The sequence below is a fragment of the Acidovorax sp. 99 genome (assembly GCF_003096455.1).
GTDB classification, from domain to species: domain Bacteria; phylum Pseudomonadota; class Gammaproteobacteria; order Burkholderiales; family Burkholderiaceae_C; genus Acidovorax; species Acidovorax delafieldii.
This window is the reverse complement of record NZ_QEKU01000001.1, coordinates 4,321,829-4,334,620: the sequence shown is the minus strand read 5'-3', so window position 1 is coordinate 4,334,620 and position 12,792 is coordinate 4,321,829. Positions and strand designations below refer to the sequence as shown.

Annotated in this window: 9 protein-coding genes; 2 read left to right on the top strand and 7 right to left on the bottom strand. The window is 67.8% G+C overall.

What is annotated here, in order from left to right:
• Window positions 1-10: 10 nt before the first annotated feature.
• Window positions 11-1,258: a cystathionine gamma-synthase family protein gene (locus C8C95_RS19960; protein ID WP_116749718.1), complete on the bottom strand. Its 1,248-nt coding sequence runs from the start codon at window positions 1,256-1,258 to the stop codon at window positions 11-13.
• A 149-nt stretch (window positions 1,259-1,407) separates the two neighbouring features.
• A complete protein-coding gene (sbcB, locus tag C8C95_RS19955) occupies window positions 1,408-2,856 on the bottom strand; it encodes an exodeoxyribonuclease I (RefSeq protein ID WP_116749717.1) in 1,449 nt (482 codons plus the stop codon).
• A gap of 173 nt (window positions 2,857-3,029) precedes the next feature.
• Here sbcB and C8C95_RS19950 point away from each other — a divergent pair, with 173 nt between their 5' ends.
• Both C8C95_RS19950 and C8C95_RS19945 read left to right on the top strand, forming a co-directional pair.
• Window positions 3,030-4,451: a lytic murein transglycosylase gene (locus tag C8C95_RS19950; protein ID WP_243415731.1), complete on the top strand. Its 1,422-nt coding sequence runs from the start codon at window positions 3,030-3,032 to the stop codon at window positions 4,449-4,451.
• Window positions 4,452-4,608: 157 nt separating this feature from the next.
• Window positions 4,609-5,178 (top strand): YdeI/OmpD-associated family protein, encoded by a 570-nt coding sequence (locus tag C8C95_RS19945; RefSeq protein ID WP_116749715.1) that lies wholly within the window; start codon window positions 4,609-4,611, stop codon window positions 5,176-5,178.
• Between the two features lie 72 nt (window positions 5,179-5,250).
• Here the strand turns inward: C8C95_RS19945 and C8C95_RS19940 are convergent, their stop codons facing one another.
• From C8C95_RS19940 to C8C95_RS19925, 5 genes are all read right to left on the bottom strand, one after another.
• Window positions 5,251-8,514: an error-prone DNA polymerase gene (locus tag C8C95_RS19940; protein ID WP_116749714.1), complete on the bottom strand. Its 3,264-nt coding sequence runs from the start codon at window positions 8,512-8,514 to the stop codon at window positions 5,251-5,253.
• Between the two features lie 19 nt (window positions 8,515-8,533).
• Window positions 8,534-10,135, bottom strand: a complete 1,602-nt coding sequence (locus tag C8C95_RS19935; RefSeq protein ID WP_116749713.1) for a DNA polymerase Y family protein — start codon at window positions 10,133-10,135, stop codon at window positions 8,534-8,536.
• Window positions 10,098-11,024 (bottom strand): translesion DNA synthesis-associated protein ImuA, encoded by a 927-nt coding sequence (gene imuA / locus C8C95_RS19930; protein WP_116749712.1) that lies wholly within the window; start codon window positions 11,022-11,024, stop codon window positions 10,098-10,100. The genes C8C95_RS19935 and imuA overlap by 38 nt, the downstream gene beginning before the upstream one ends.
• Before the next feature lie 129 nt (window positions 11,025-11,153).
• A complete protein-coding gene (locus tag C8C95_RS24025; protein ID WP_279323248.1) occupies window positions 11,154-11,276 on the bottom strand; it encodes a hypothetical protein in 123 nt (40 codons plus the stop codon).
• 93 nt (window positions 11,277-11,369) lie between these two features.
• Window positions 11,370-12,680 carry an HD domain-containing phosphohydrolase gene (locus tag C8C95_RS19925; protein ID WP_116749711.1) on the bottom strand — a complete coding sequence of 437 codons (1,311 nt, stop codon included), beginning with the start codon at window positions 12,678-12,680 and terminating at the stop codon, window positions 11,370-11,372.
• Window positions 12,681-12,792: the final 112 nt, after the last annotated feature.

Here is a 12,792-nt window from a genome sequence, read left to right as displayed (position 1 = left end):
AGGTGGGGGGTCAGGCTCCGGCCAGCGCCTGCTCAAAGTCGGCCAGCAGGTCTTCCACCTCTTCCAGGCCCACCGACAGGCGGATCATGCTGTCGGCAATGCCCATGGTGGCGCGCACGGCGGGGCCGGCCTCCCAGAAGATGGTGTGCGCCACCGGGATGATCAGCGTGCGCGTGTCAGCCAGCCCCGTGGCCTTGATGGGCAACTGCAGGCGGTTGCACACGGCCAGGCACTGGTCGGGGTTGCGCAGCTCGAACGACAGCAGCCACGAGCCCGCCTTGAGGTGCTTGCGCGCAAAGGCGTGCTGCGGGTGCGAGGGCAGCATGGGGTACAGCACGCGCGAGACGGCCGGGTGCGCCTCCAGCCGCTGCGCCAGCGCCAGGGCGGTGGCACTGGTGCGGTCCATGCGCAGCGACAAAGTCTCCGCGCCCAGGGCCAGCTGGTGGGCGGCGTGGGACGACAGCGTGCCGCCCATGTCGCGCAGGCCCTTTTTGCGCAGCTGCTGCAGGCCCCAGCCTTTCGCGTCGCCCTTGCGGTAGGCCGCAAAGATGTTGGGGTAGCCCGACCAGTCGTACAGGCCCGTGTCGGTGATGGCGCCGCCCAGCGCATCGCCCTGCCCGCCAATGCTCTTGGTGAGCGAGTTGACCACCAGCCCCGCGCCCACCGTGGCCGCGCGGAACAGGTAGGGCGATGCCACGGTGTTGTCCACCACGTAGAGCGCACCATGCGCCTTGCACAGCGCGCCGATGCCCTCCAGGTCGGGGATCTGCGTGCCGGGGTTGGCAATGGTTTCTACAAACACCATGCGGGTGTTGGGGCGCAGCGCGGCAGCCACCTTGGCCGCGTCGGTCACGTCCACCGTGGTCACTTCAATGCCCAGGTCGGCCAACGTGCCGAACACGCTGTTGGTGTTGCCAAACACGAACTGGCTGGCCAACAGATGGTCGCCCGCCTTGAGCAGCGTGAGGAACACCGCGCAGATGCCCGCCATGCCGGTGGAGAACACGATGGAGCCGTGCCCGCGCTCCATCTGCGTGATCTTGGCCTCCAGCGCCGCCGTGGTGGGCGTGCCCTGGCGCGCGTAGTTGAAGCCGCCCTTGGCGGTGCCCTGGAAGACGGCGATCAGGTCCTCGACCTTCTCGTAGCCGTACTGCACCGAGGTGTGAATGGGCTTGTGGATGGCCCCGTGCTCGGCGCCGCCCAGGCGGTCGGCGTGCACGATCTGGGTGGTGAAACTGTGGTTCTGCGGTGTCGTCATAAAAATCTGCGCTGTTTCTGCGTGGCTACTTACAAGACGGGGCGATCACTACTGGCGCGCCCTGATGCCAGTGCACCCGTGGAACTGGCTTTGCCAGGCCACCGGGTGCGTCCCCCTCCGGGGGAAGGCGCGCAGCGCCTGAGGGGGAGTCATCGCTCCGGTGCGATGTGTTCAGCGTAATCGTACAAGGCGCCCAGAATGTCCTGCGTCCGCTCGTCGTCGGCGGTCTCCGAGAGTTCGTCGATTTCGGTGAACAACTGCTCTACCGTGCGCGCCCCGCCCTGCCCGTCAAACAGGCAGGCGGCGCGGTGCGCCTCCCAGCGTTCCTGCTCCTCGGGCGACAGCGTCTGCGGAAAGTTGCGCGCCCGGTAGCGCCACAGCAGTTCGGCCAGCCGCGGGTCATCAAAGTTCGCACGCGCCTTGGCCAGTCGGTCGCCGCTCAGGGTGCGCAGATCGTTCAACAGGCGCCGGTCGTTGTTGCCCACAAAACCGCCGTACAGGTCCTGGTCCACATCCGGTGCCGGCTCTTGCGGGCGGGCAAACACCGCCGGCCAGATGCCGCTCATGTCGGGCAGCGCGCGCGCCACCTCGGCGTGCTGTGCGGCTTGGGCCAGGTCGATGCCCCAGCGCTGCGCCAGCGCGGGCGTGAGCGTGTTCACATTGCCCACCACCATGGGCGACTTGTTCAGGTGGATGGTCTTGATGGGCAGGCGCGTGACGCCCTCGGGCAGCGCGTCGGCCTTGCTGAACATGCGCAGGCGGAGGTCCTCCACATTCAGCGTGGCCAGCTCGCGTGGGTCGTGGGCCAGGTCCCAGGCGATCAGCTCGTTCTTGTTGGTGGGGTGGCTGGCCAGCGGCCACATCACAGCCAGGCAGCCGCGCTCGGTGGGGAACATGCCCGAGACATGCAAAAAAGCCCGCGCCGTGGCCGTGGTGGCGGGCAGGCGCAGCTCGGCGGCCACGCGGTCCTTCTTGTGCAGGCTGAGGGCAAAGTCGAACAGCTTGGTGTTGTGCTGGCGGATCAGCCGTGCCAGCGCAATGGTGGCGCGCACGTCCGACAGCGCATCGTGCGCGGCATCGTGCTGCAGACCGTTGGCCTTGGACAGGTGCTCCAGCTTGAAGCTGGGCGTCACGCCGTCTTCCTTCTTGGGCCAGGTGATGCCGTCGGGCCGCAGCGCATAGGTCATGCGCACCACGTCCAGCAGGTCCCAGCGGCCGCACTGGTTTTGCCACTCGCGCGCATAGGGGTCGATGAGGTTGCGCCAGAACATGAAGCGCGTGATCTCGTCGTCAAACCGGATGGTGTTGTAGCCCACGCCAATCGTGCCGGGCTGCGCAAACTCGGACTCGATGCGCGCGGCAAACTGGTGCTCGGGCACGCCCTGCTCCAGGCACTGCTGGGGCGTGATGCCGGTGATGAGGCACGACACCGGGTCGGGCAGATAGTCGCTGGCGGGCTGACAGTACAGCATCAGCGGCTCGCCGATTTCGTTCAGCTCGGCATCGGTGCGGATGGCCGCGAACTGCGCAGGCCGGTCGCGGCGCGTGTTGGCGCCAAAGGTTTCGTAGTCGTGCCAGAGAAAGGTGTGGGGCGCCATGGTCGGTAGGCTAACAGGGGGCTGCAGGCGGAGGCTCGCGCACGGCGGGCGGGGCGCAAGGCGATCAAGCCGCCACTGTAACCGCATTTTTCAGTGTTTTTGGCCGCAAGCGCTAGTGGAACATGCGCAAGCAGCTATCAAAAACATAGTAAGCATATTCACCATACGGACTGATGCACATTCGCACCCCGCACGCAGGCTGGCACGCGGGACAATGGCGCATGCCCAGTTTCATTGCTTCCCCTTGCTCCCTGGGGCGCGCCCCCGCCCTGCCGGTCGCGGCCTCCCGTGCCCACGCCCCCACAGGCGTTGCCGGAGTGGCCCTGGCAGCCGCCCTCGCCCTCGCGGGCTGCGCGTCAGCCCCCAGCCCCACCCCCACCCCCGCAGCAAAACCTGTGGCTGCGGCCACACCGCCCACAGCTTCACCCACCACAGCCGCCACACCGCCGCAGGCCAGCCCCGATACCGACCACACGACCGGCTTTGCCCAATGGCTGAGCACCTTTTCGGCCCAGGCGCTGGAGGCCGGCATTCGCCCCGCCACCGTGCGCGACGTGCTGGGCAAGGCGCAGTGGCTGCCCCGCGTGGTCGAGCTGGACCGCGCCCAGCCAGAGTTCACCCGCACCCCATGGGCGTACCTCGACAGCGCCGTCTCCCCCCAGCGCATCGCCCAGGGCCAAGCGCAATTGGCGGCGCACAGCACCGCACTGCAAGCGGCAGCCGCCCGCTACGGCGTGCCGGCCAGCGTCATCACCGCCATCTGGGGCATGGAGAGCAACTACGGCAGCAACTTTGGCACCTTCCGCACGGTGGATGCACTGGCCACCCTGGCGTATGAAGGCCGCCGCCGCGCCTGGGCGCAGACCGAGCTGCTGGCAGCGCTGCGCATCATTGACCAGGGCGACATCGCCGCCGACCGCATGATCGGATCGTGGGCCGGGGCCATGGGGCACACCCAGTTCCTGCCATCGGTGTTCCTGGCCTACGCTGTGGATGCCGACGGCGACGGGCACCGCGACATCTGGGGCAGCGTGCCGGATGTGACGGCGTCCACCGCGCATTTCCTTGCACGGTCCGGCTGGAAATCTGGCGAGCCTTGGGGGGCCGAAGTGCAGTTGCCCCCCACGTTCGACCACGCCCGCGCCGACCCCGCCGTGCGCCAGACCACAGCCCAGTGGGAGTCCGAAGGGGTCCGGTCCATCGACGGGGCGCCGTTGCCCGACCTGGCCGGGGCCTCCATCGTCACCCCTGCGGGTGCACGGGGCCCGGCGTTTCTGGTGGGCAACAACTTTCGCACCATCCTGCGCTACAACAACTCGGTCAACTACGCGCTGGGCGTGGCCCTGCTCGCGCGCCAGATCGACGGCGGCGGCCCGGTGGCCACGCCGTGGCCCCGCGACATCGAGCCGCTGTCGCGTGCACAGTTGCAAACGCTGCAAGAAGCCCTGAACCGCAAAGGCTTTGCCGCAGGCACCCCCGACGGCGTGATGGGCCCCGCCACCCGCGCAGGCCTGCGCGGCTACCAGCGCAGCCTGGGCACGGTGGCCGACGGTTATCCGACGCTGGAGCTGCTGCAAAAGCTGCAGGCGCCCTGAATGCTGGTAGCCCGGAACACAGATGCGCGGCCCTGTTCACCAAGCGGGTGTGCTGATGAGGAGTCGCCCTCACCAACGTAGCCCCGGGGTGCCATGCGCTGCAGCCACTGGGTATGGGGAAATGCTTTTCATCCGTTAGGATTTTTGTCAACGCACCATGACCGATCCCAAACTGACCTTCGCGACGCAATCGGAGTGGGATGCCTGGCTGGAGAGTCATGGCAGTACCTCGCCCGGCGTGTGGCTGCGCGTGGCCAAGAAGTCTGCCGAGCAGCCCACCGTCACCTACGCACAAGCACTGGAGAGTGCTCTTTGCCACGGTTGGATTGACGGCCAAAAGCAGTCGGAAGACCAGCACTATTGGCTTCAACGCTTTACACCCAGAACCCCCAAGAGCATCTGGTCCAAGATCAACAGGGAAAAAGCCGAGGCGCTCATCAGTGCCCGCAAAATGCGGCCAGCCGGCCTGGCCGCCATCGAACGGGCCCAGCAGGACGGACGATGGGATGCGGCTTACGCGTCAGCGCGCACGTCTACAGTCCCCGACGACTTGCAACGGGCCCTGGATGCCAACCCCCAAGCCCAGGCGTTTTTTGCCACGCTCAATAGCAAAAACAGGTTTGCCATCTTGTTTCGCATTCAAAGCGTCAAGAAGGCCGAGACACGCGCAAGAAAAATCGCTGAATTTGTTCAGATGCTGAGCAATGGCGAAAGGCTCCACCCCTAGGAACCGTTGGCCATCTCCCAGGAATGGCAAGCAGGCGCCCGGAGAAACGGGCTGGAGCTCATCTGCACGCACTCAATGAAAATCCCGGCTCCCCTGCAGCGCCTGCCCCATGCGGCCCAGTAGGGGTGTCAGGTCCTTGAAGCGCTGGGCCACCAGGTGGCGCACCACTGCCGTGCTGCCGGGTGGGCCGGCGCTGCATTGCCACACCCCTTCCACCGCCAGCAGCTGTGACCGCAGCAGCGCATTGCGCCACACATCGACCAGGGCGGGCCAGACGATGACGTTGACGGGGCCGGTTTCGTCCTCCAGCGTGACGAACATGGTGCCCTTGGCGGTGCCGGGGCGCTGGCGCACGGTCACGATGCCGCAGGCGCGCACCTTGCGGCCGTGGGCGACGCGGTGCAATTGCAAAGCGGTTTGCAGGCGCCAGCGGGCCAGGCGGGGGCGCAGCAGGGCCAGGGGGTGGCGGCGCAACGTGAGGCCGGTGGCGGCGTAGTCGAACAGGATTTCTTCGCCCTCGGGCGCCTCGGGCAGTTGCAGCGGGGCCTCGTGCACGGGCACGTCGCGCCACAGGGGCGGCGCGCTGTGCTGGGCGGCGGCGTCCCACATCTGCTGGCGCCGGTGGCCCGACAGGCTGGCCAGGGCATCGGCGGCTGCCAGGGCTTGCAGGTCTTGCTGGCTCAGTTGGGCACGCAGGGCCAGGTCTTCGGTGGTGGCAAAGGCGGGGCCTGTGGCGCGGGCGTGCAGCAGGCGTTTGGCGGCGTCTGTGTGCAGGCTGCTGACCATCCGAAGGCCCAGGCGCACGGCGGGCTGGGGCAGCGGCGGTGCGCCCAGGCCGCGTGCGGGGCGCAGCGGCTCGGGGTTGCCCTCCAGCGTGCAGTCGATGTCGCTCACGGTCACGTCGATGGGCAGCACGCGCACGCCGTGGCGGCGGGCGTCCTGCACCAGTTGCGAGGCGCTGTAAAAGCCCATGGGCAAAGAGTTGAGCAGCGCCGCCAAAAAGCACGCGGGCTCGTGGCACTTGAGCCAGCTGCTGGCATAGGCCAGCAGCGCAAAGCTGTGGGCGTGGCTTTCAGGAAAGCCGTATTCGCCAAAGCCCAGCATCTGCTGGAAGATGCGGTCGGCAAATTCGGCGGGGTAGTCCCTGTCTTTCATGCCTTGTTTGAGAGGCTCTTCAAAGCGATGCACGCCCCCCTTGCGCTTCCAGGCGGCCATGGAGCGGCGCAGGTCGTCGGCCATGCCGGGGGTGAAGCCCGCCGCGATCATGGCGATCTGCATCACCTGCTCCTGGAAGATGGGCACGCCCAGTGTGCGCGCCAGGGCGTCCTCCAGCTCCGGCTTTTCGAGTTGCAGAGACTCGCCCTTGCGCCGGCGCTCGCGCGCCTGCAGATACGGGTGCACCATGCCCCCCTGGATGGGACCGGGGCGCACGATGGCGACCTCGACCACCAAGTCGTAGAACTCGCGCGGCTGCAGGCGGGGCAGCATGCTCATCTGGGCGCGGCTTTCGATCTGGAACACGCCCACGGTGTCGGCGGCGCAGATCATGTCGTAGGTGGCAGGGTCTTCGCGCGGGATTTCCTTGAGACCCCAGTGCTCGCCGCGCAGGGCTGCGCGCAGGTTGAGGCAGCGGCGCAGCGCGCTGAGCATGCCCAGGGCCAGCACATCGACCTTGAGCAGGCCCATGTCATCCAGGTCGTCCTTGTCCCACTGGATGACGGAGCGGTCCTTCATGCTGGCGGGCTCCACCGGCACCAGCCGCGTGAGCTTGCCCTGGGTCAGCACAAAGCCGCCCACATGCTGGCTCAGGTGGCGCGGAAAGTCCTTCAGGTCGGCAGCCAGCTCCAACCACAGCCGGGCGGTGTGCCGGTGCAGCGACACGCCAACCGCCTGGGCCAGCTCCTGCAGGCGGTCGGTGGCAAAGGTTTCGTCAAACCAGTGGTGGTCTTTGGCAAACGCATCGACCAGGGCGGGCGCCACGCCCAGGGCCTTGCCCACGTCGCGCAGGGCACTGCGCGTGCGGTAGCAGGTGACCACGGCGGCGATGGCGGCGCGGTCGCGGCCGTATTTGTCGTAGATGTACTGGATGACCTCTTCGCGCCGGTCGTGTTCAAAGTCCACGTCGATGTCGGGCGGCTCGCTGCGCTCCTTGCTGATGAAGCGCTCGAACAGCAGGTGGGACTGCTCGGGGGCCACCGCCGTGATGCCCAGCACGTAGCAGACCACCGAGTTCGCCGCCGAGCCCCGGCCCTGGCACAGGATGCCCACGCTGCGCGCAAACCGCACGATGTCGTGCACGGTCAGGAAATACATCTCATACCCGCAGTGCGCGATCAGATCGAGCTCTTTGCGGATCTGCGCCTGCACGCTCTCGGGCGCGCCCAGCGGGTAATGGCTTCGCACCCCCAGCTCTACCAGCCAGGCCAGTGCCTGGGCAGGTGTCATGCCCTCGGGCACGGTCTCCAGTGGGTAGCGGTACTGGATCTCACTCAGGCTGAAAGCGCAGCGCCCGGCCACGGTGAGCGTGGCCGCCAGCAATTCGGGCGGGTAGATGCCCGCCAGCCGCACGCGCTGGCGCAGGTGGCGCTCGGCGTTAGGCTGCAGCGCAAAGCCGCACTCGGCCACGGTGCAGCCGCGCTTCACGGCGGTGATCACATCCTGCAGCGGCTTGCGCGAGCGGGCGTGCATGTGCACGTCGCCCGCCGCCACCAGCGGCAGCTGCAGCGCGGCCCCCACGCGCTGCAGCGTGGCCAGCCACAGGCTGTCATCGGCCGCCTGGTGCAATTCGACCGCCAGCCACACTTGTGGAGCATTTTGAGAGCCCAATTGGCTGGTAGCGCTAGTGATACATGCGCTGAGCGCTACAAAATCAGAAGCATCAAAGCGCTGACGACAAGGTGCCAGTAGCAGCTCGCACCCCTGCAGCAAGTGCCAGGGGCTGCCTGCTGCCACTCGGTATTGCCCCTTGGGCGCGGCGGCCCGGGCGGCGGTGATGAACTCGCACAGGTTGCCCCAGCCCTCGGCATCGCGTGCCAGGGCCACCAGTCGCAGGTCGCCCCACAAGAACTCGCTGCCCGTGATGAGGTGCATGCCACATTCCTTCGCCGCCCCCCAGGCGCGCACCACCCCGGCCACAGAACATTCGTCGGTCAACGCCAGCGCCTGGTAGCCGAGTTGGGCTGCACGCGCCACCAGCTCTTGCGGATGCGATGCGCCGCGCTGAAAGCTGAAGTTGGACAGGCAATGCAGCTCGGCATAGCCCGGCAGCTCGCCCGCGCCCGCTGCGGGGCCTGGCACCGCAGTGGCCTGTGAAGGATGTCGGCGCGTCAAACCCATGGACAACCACCCTGCCCGCTCACCCAAAGATTCCGTGCAAGAACCAGCGGTGTGGGCGAGCCACCGCTGGCGTGCCATCCAGCGCAGGCGCCAGGCGCTCGCGAAACACCCACACCAACCCCGCCACGTCGTTGTGGGCCACAAAGTAGTCGCGCAAGGCCAGGTCTGCGCAGGGGCGTGCTGGGTCTACAGCGTCATCCATGGCAGACCACCAGCCCGCCTCCAACCGGTGGGGCCCGGCCAGCAAGCGCAACAGGCCGTGGTGGCAGGGGCGGTTGCCCTGCACGGCCAGCTGCCGGGGCGGGTTCAGCAGCCAGGTGGGCAGCAAGGGGGCATCCGGAACAATGCCCTGCGAAGCACCGTCCGCACGCGTGGACTCAGGACCGGTGGGTGTGCGCGTGGCTGCATTGCGCGTCGCAGCCGAGGGCATGCCCAGCACTTCAGCGGCCGGTCGCCATTGCTGCATGCGTTCGGGCCGATGGTCGGCCAGCAGCACCGGGGCCACCACGTGGTCGGCCCCCAGGCGGGCCGACAGGCGTTCCAGCAGCTGGTGCAGGGCCTCGCCGGGGGTACCGGCCGGATCGGTGCTGCCATGGCTTGTGGGGTCACGCCCGCCCACCTCCCCCGGGGGCAGCAGGCTGGCACTGCGGTGCGGCAACGGGGCCGCGTCGAGCAGCCGCAGCGTGATCTGGTTGACCGGCGCGGCCAGCGTGGTGCGCGCCAGGTTTTCGGCCAGCAGGCGCCGCAGGTGCACCAGGTCGTGGGTGGCCTGGGCGGTGCGCACCTGCAGCGCCTGGGTGGGGGGCAGCGCCACGCCATCCAGGCGCCGCAGGTCGTGGCGCCAGGCCAGCTCCAGCGCCAGCACGCCCTGCTGGCGCGCCTGCAGCCAGGCCTGCAGGGCCGTCAGGCTGCGGCTGGCGCTCCACAGCAGTGCGTCGGCCGACGCGGCCAAGGCGGGCAGCTCGGTGGTCAACACAAACTGCTCGGGCAGTTGCAGCCAGGCATGGGCCTCGGGGGCATCGCCCAAGGCCTGGTCCAGCACCTGCAGCACGCCAGCCCCCAGGCGCCGCGCCACACCGGCACGTGGCAGCGCCCGCAGCGCGCCCCAGGTACGGCACCCCATGCGCTCCAGGCTGGCCACATAGGGGCGCAGTGCTGTCAGCGTGTGCAAAGGCAGGTTCTCTGCACTGCCCTGCGGCGGGCAGATGCGCCCTGCCAATGCCATGCGCAGCCTGGCCTGGGCAACCAGGGCGGTGGGGCCTGTGCCCCACACAGTCGGCGCATGGGGCACCGGGGCGGTGGTCGATCCAAAGGAATGGGCAGGCTCTTCAGTGCTGCGAACGGGTGGAGGGACAACGCTCTCCCCTTCGCATCGGGCCGACGCATCGGCCCAGGCTTGCAGCACCAGTGCCTGCAGCGCATCGCGCCCGCCCCACAGGCGTTCGGTGGTGGACACCTCCAGCAACACCGCCTCGCCATCGGCCAGCGCCACACGCGGCGTGAAGCGCAAGGCCCACCAGCCGGCGGCGGCGTTCAGCACTCCGGTATTTCTATCCGTGCCTGTACCCGCCAAGGCAGCGGCCTCATCGCACCAGGGCAATGGCAGGGCGATCCAGTGCATGCCTGCTCCCTTCTGGCCGGCCTCCGGGTCGGCCTCCTGGCTCGCCTACGGGCTGGACTGGGGACACATGGCGCGCCAGCGAACCCGCCAAGGCCCCGGCCACATGGGCGGCTGCGGCCTGGCGCCCCGCCACCTTGGAAATGGCAGCCTCTTGCGCAGCGCGGCGCCGCTCGGCCTGTGCCACCAGCACCTGCGCCAGTTGAGGGTGGCAGCCCGGCAGTTGGAGCGCCTGCGCCAGCGGAGGCCCTCGGCGCTTGAGGATCTGCACCTGCATGCCGGGGGCTGCTGCGGCATCCCCTGGCAAAGCCAGCCCCTGCACTTGCAGCCGCAATTGGGCCGGCGACGCCTGAGACACCTGTGATGCGGGCCCTGGGGCATCGACCGGACGAAACACCCACAACAATTGCTGCTGCTGGGCCGCCGCCAATTGCAACCGCCGCAAGGCGGCAGGCTGCGCCTGGGGCAGCCAGGCCATGACGGCCAGCACGCCCTGGCAGCGCAGCGCCTGCTCGGCTGCCCACAAGGCGGCCAGAGGGGAGTCGGCGCGCACCACACACACCCGCTCTGCGCGCAAGCCCTGCGATTGCAAGGCCGGGCCAAAAGGCTCACAGGGCGGCGCCACCAGCACGATGGCCCCACTTTGTTTTGCCGTGGCCTGCACCAGCGCAGGCAGCACCAGTTGCCATTCATGCAAGCCCGCCAGAGGCTGCAGCACCTCGCTCAGGGCCCCCACAGGCCAGCCGCCACCCGGCAGCTGGGCGTCCAGCGCGGCATGGCCCGAAGGCAATACGCGCTGCGCGCTGGCCCCCAGCGCGTCGGCATGCCACACCCCAGGCACGGGGATGGGCAAATCGGACGCAACCCGCAAAGAGGGGCGTGGCGCAGGCATGGTGGTGGGAGAAGTTGAGGCAACACGAATACTGTAAATATAACCAGTATTTTGCCGAATGGGTGAACCTGGAAGCGAAGACCCACCAAGGACGTCGGTATGAGGAGGCCCACGCAGGCAAGGGCTTGTTCACACTATTTTTGCCAGTGCGAAGGCCTCCCCCGCCACGCCAATCCAGGCGCGCGACGACGCCAAGGCCGGAGCCTTGGCCAGGAACGCAACGACGAGTGGCGTGGCGGGAGAGACCTTCACTTCGGGTTGCGATGCCCAGCAAACGCCGCGCGCCGGAGTACCCAGTGGAAGAGGCAAACCCCGCGCCCTGGCGGAGTCAATCCGAAAGTCTGCTTACAGCGTACGCATCGCCCAGTCGCACCAGTCCGCCACCGCAGCATCAGCAGGCGTGGCACGGTCCGAGAGCTGGGGCCAGCGGCGGTGGCTGGCGTTCAGAATGCTTTGCAGTTGCCACAGGGCCTCGCGCCCCACCAGGGCGACCTCGGCCATGCCAATGGCGTCGCCTTGCAATTGCGCCAGCAGCTCGCCCTGGTGCCGGGGGTGCGAGCCCGCTTCGATCAGGGCTTTTTGCAATGCCATGAGGCGGGAATCGGTAAACGCAAAGGCAGTACCCGCAGAAGACTTGGCCGCCGTGTCTGGAGGCAAGGCCGCCTTGAGCTGGTCCCAGTAGGCAAAGGCTTCGGCCAGCAATTCGATCTGGCGGGGCGCATCGTTACCCAGGGGCATCAAGGCCGATTCGCGGGCCACTTCCTCCTGCAGCAGCGGCAGGATGAACGCCACCAGTGCCGAAGGAAACTTGCGGTGATTGAGCCGCAGTACCAGCGACAGCCGCTGCGCGGGCATGTCGTCGTATTTCTCGTAGAAGGCGGCCACCACTTCGGCCAGTAGCAGGATGCGGCCCATGGGTGTGATGTCCGCCCCCAGCAAGGCGCGCGGATAGCCGCTGCCGTCCATGCGCTCATGGTGCTCCAGCACGGCCACTTCGGCAGCACGTGGATAGGCCTGCGTGTCGCGGATCATGAGCATGGCCGAGATGGGATGGGCCACCAGATGCTTGCGCCCTACCCCCACCACCTTGTGGTCCGGGTCGTCCCAGGCCGGGTCCATGTGCAGCACCCCCAGGTCATGCAGCAGCGCAGCGGCCGCCACCGTGCTGCAGTCGCGCTCACTCAGCCCGCTTTTGAGTGCCAGAAACACCGCCACGGTGGTCATCACCAGACTGTGCTGGAACAGCGTGGGCCGCTGGTCCCGCATCACCGTGAGCTTGCAGGCCATGGCAGAAGGCAACGGCAGGGACCTCAGGGGCGCCAGCAACCGGGCACCTGAGCCCAGGGCCTCGGCCAGCATGGCGGGCAGGGTTTCCTGCTCGATCAGCGTCTGGCCCAGGGCCAGCAGTGATGGCACGTCCACCGGGTTTTCGATGGACAGATGGCGGTCAATGGGTTCGCGCAGCTTGTGCTGCACCAGGCGGTCGTACAGGCGGCTGTCGATGCGCGCGCCCTTCTCCACCAGCTTGATGCCGTTGTCGGTGTAGATGGCAGCACCTGCAACCACCGTACGCCGGTCGGCCATGTCGGTTAGCGCACGCAAGTAATGGGGACTGTCAGCGTCCTCGGCATCCGCTGAAAGAAGAATATCGGTCATGCAAGCAACACAAATCGTTACTTCGCACTATAGGGGGTTCTCTTGCGGGGCACTGACTCGCGTGACGCGATACAGACATGCAATCTTGATGCACATCAAGTGGCAGGCGCTG

Excerpts from the sequence above, each read along its gene's own strand:
- C8C95_RS19945 (WP_116749715.1), top strand. The coding sequence starts at position 4,609 with ATGACCGATCCCAAACTGACCTTCGCGACGCAATCGGAGTGGGATGCC.
- C8C95_RS19950 (WP_243415731.1), top strand. The coding sequence starts at position 3,030 with ATGCACATTCGCACCCCGCACGCAGGCTGGCACGCGGGACAATGGCGC.
- C8C95_RS19960 (WP_116749718.1), bottom strand. The coding sequence starts at position 1,258 with ATGACGACACCGCAGAACCACAGTTTCACCACCCAGATCGTGCACGCC.
- imuA (WP_116749712.1), bottom strand. The coding sequence starts at position 11,024 with ATGCCTGCGCCACGCCCCTCTTTGCGGGTTGCGTCCGATTTGCCCATC.
- C8C95_RS19935 (WP_116749713.1), bottom strand. The coding sequence starts at position 10,135 with ATGCACTGGATCGCCCTGCCATTGCCCTGGTGCGATGAGGCCGCTGCC.
- C8C95_RS19925 (WP_116749711.1), bottom strand. The coding sequence starts at position 12,680 with ATGACCGATATTCTTCTTTCAGCGGATGCCGAGGACGCTGACAGTCCC.
- C8C95_RS19940 (WP_116749714.1), bottom strand. The coding sequence starts at position 8,514 with ATGGGTTTGACGCGCCGACATCCTTCACAGGCCACTGCGGTGCCAGGC.
- sbcB (WP_116749717.1), bottom strand. The coding sequence starts at position 2,856 with ATGGCGCCCCACACCTTTCTCTGGCACGACTACGAAACCTTTGGCGCC.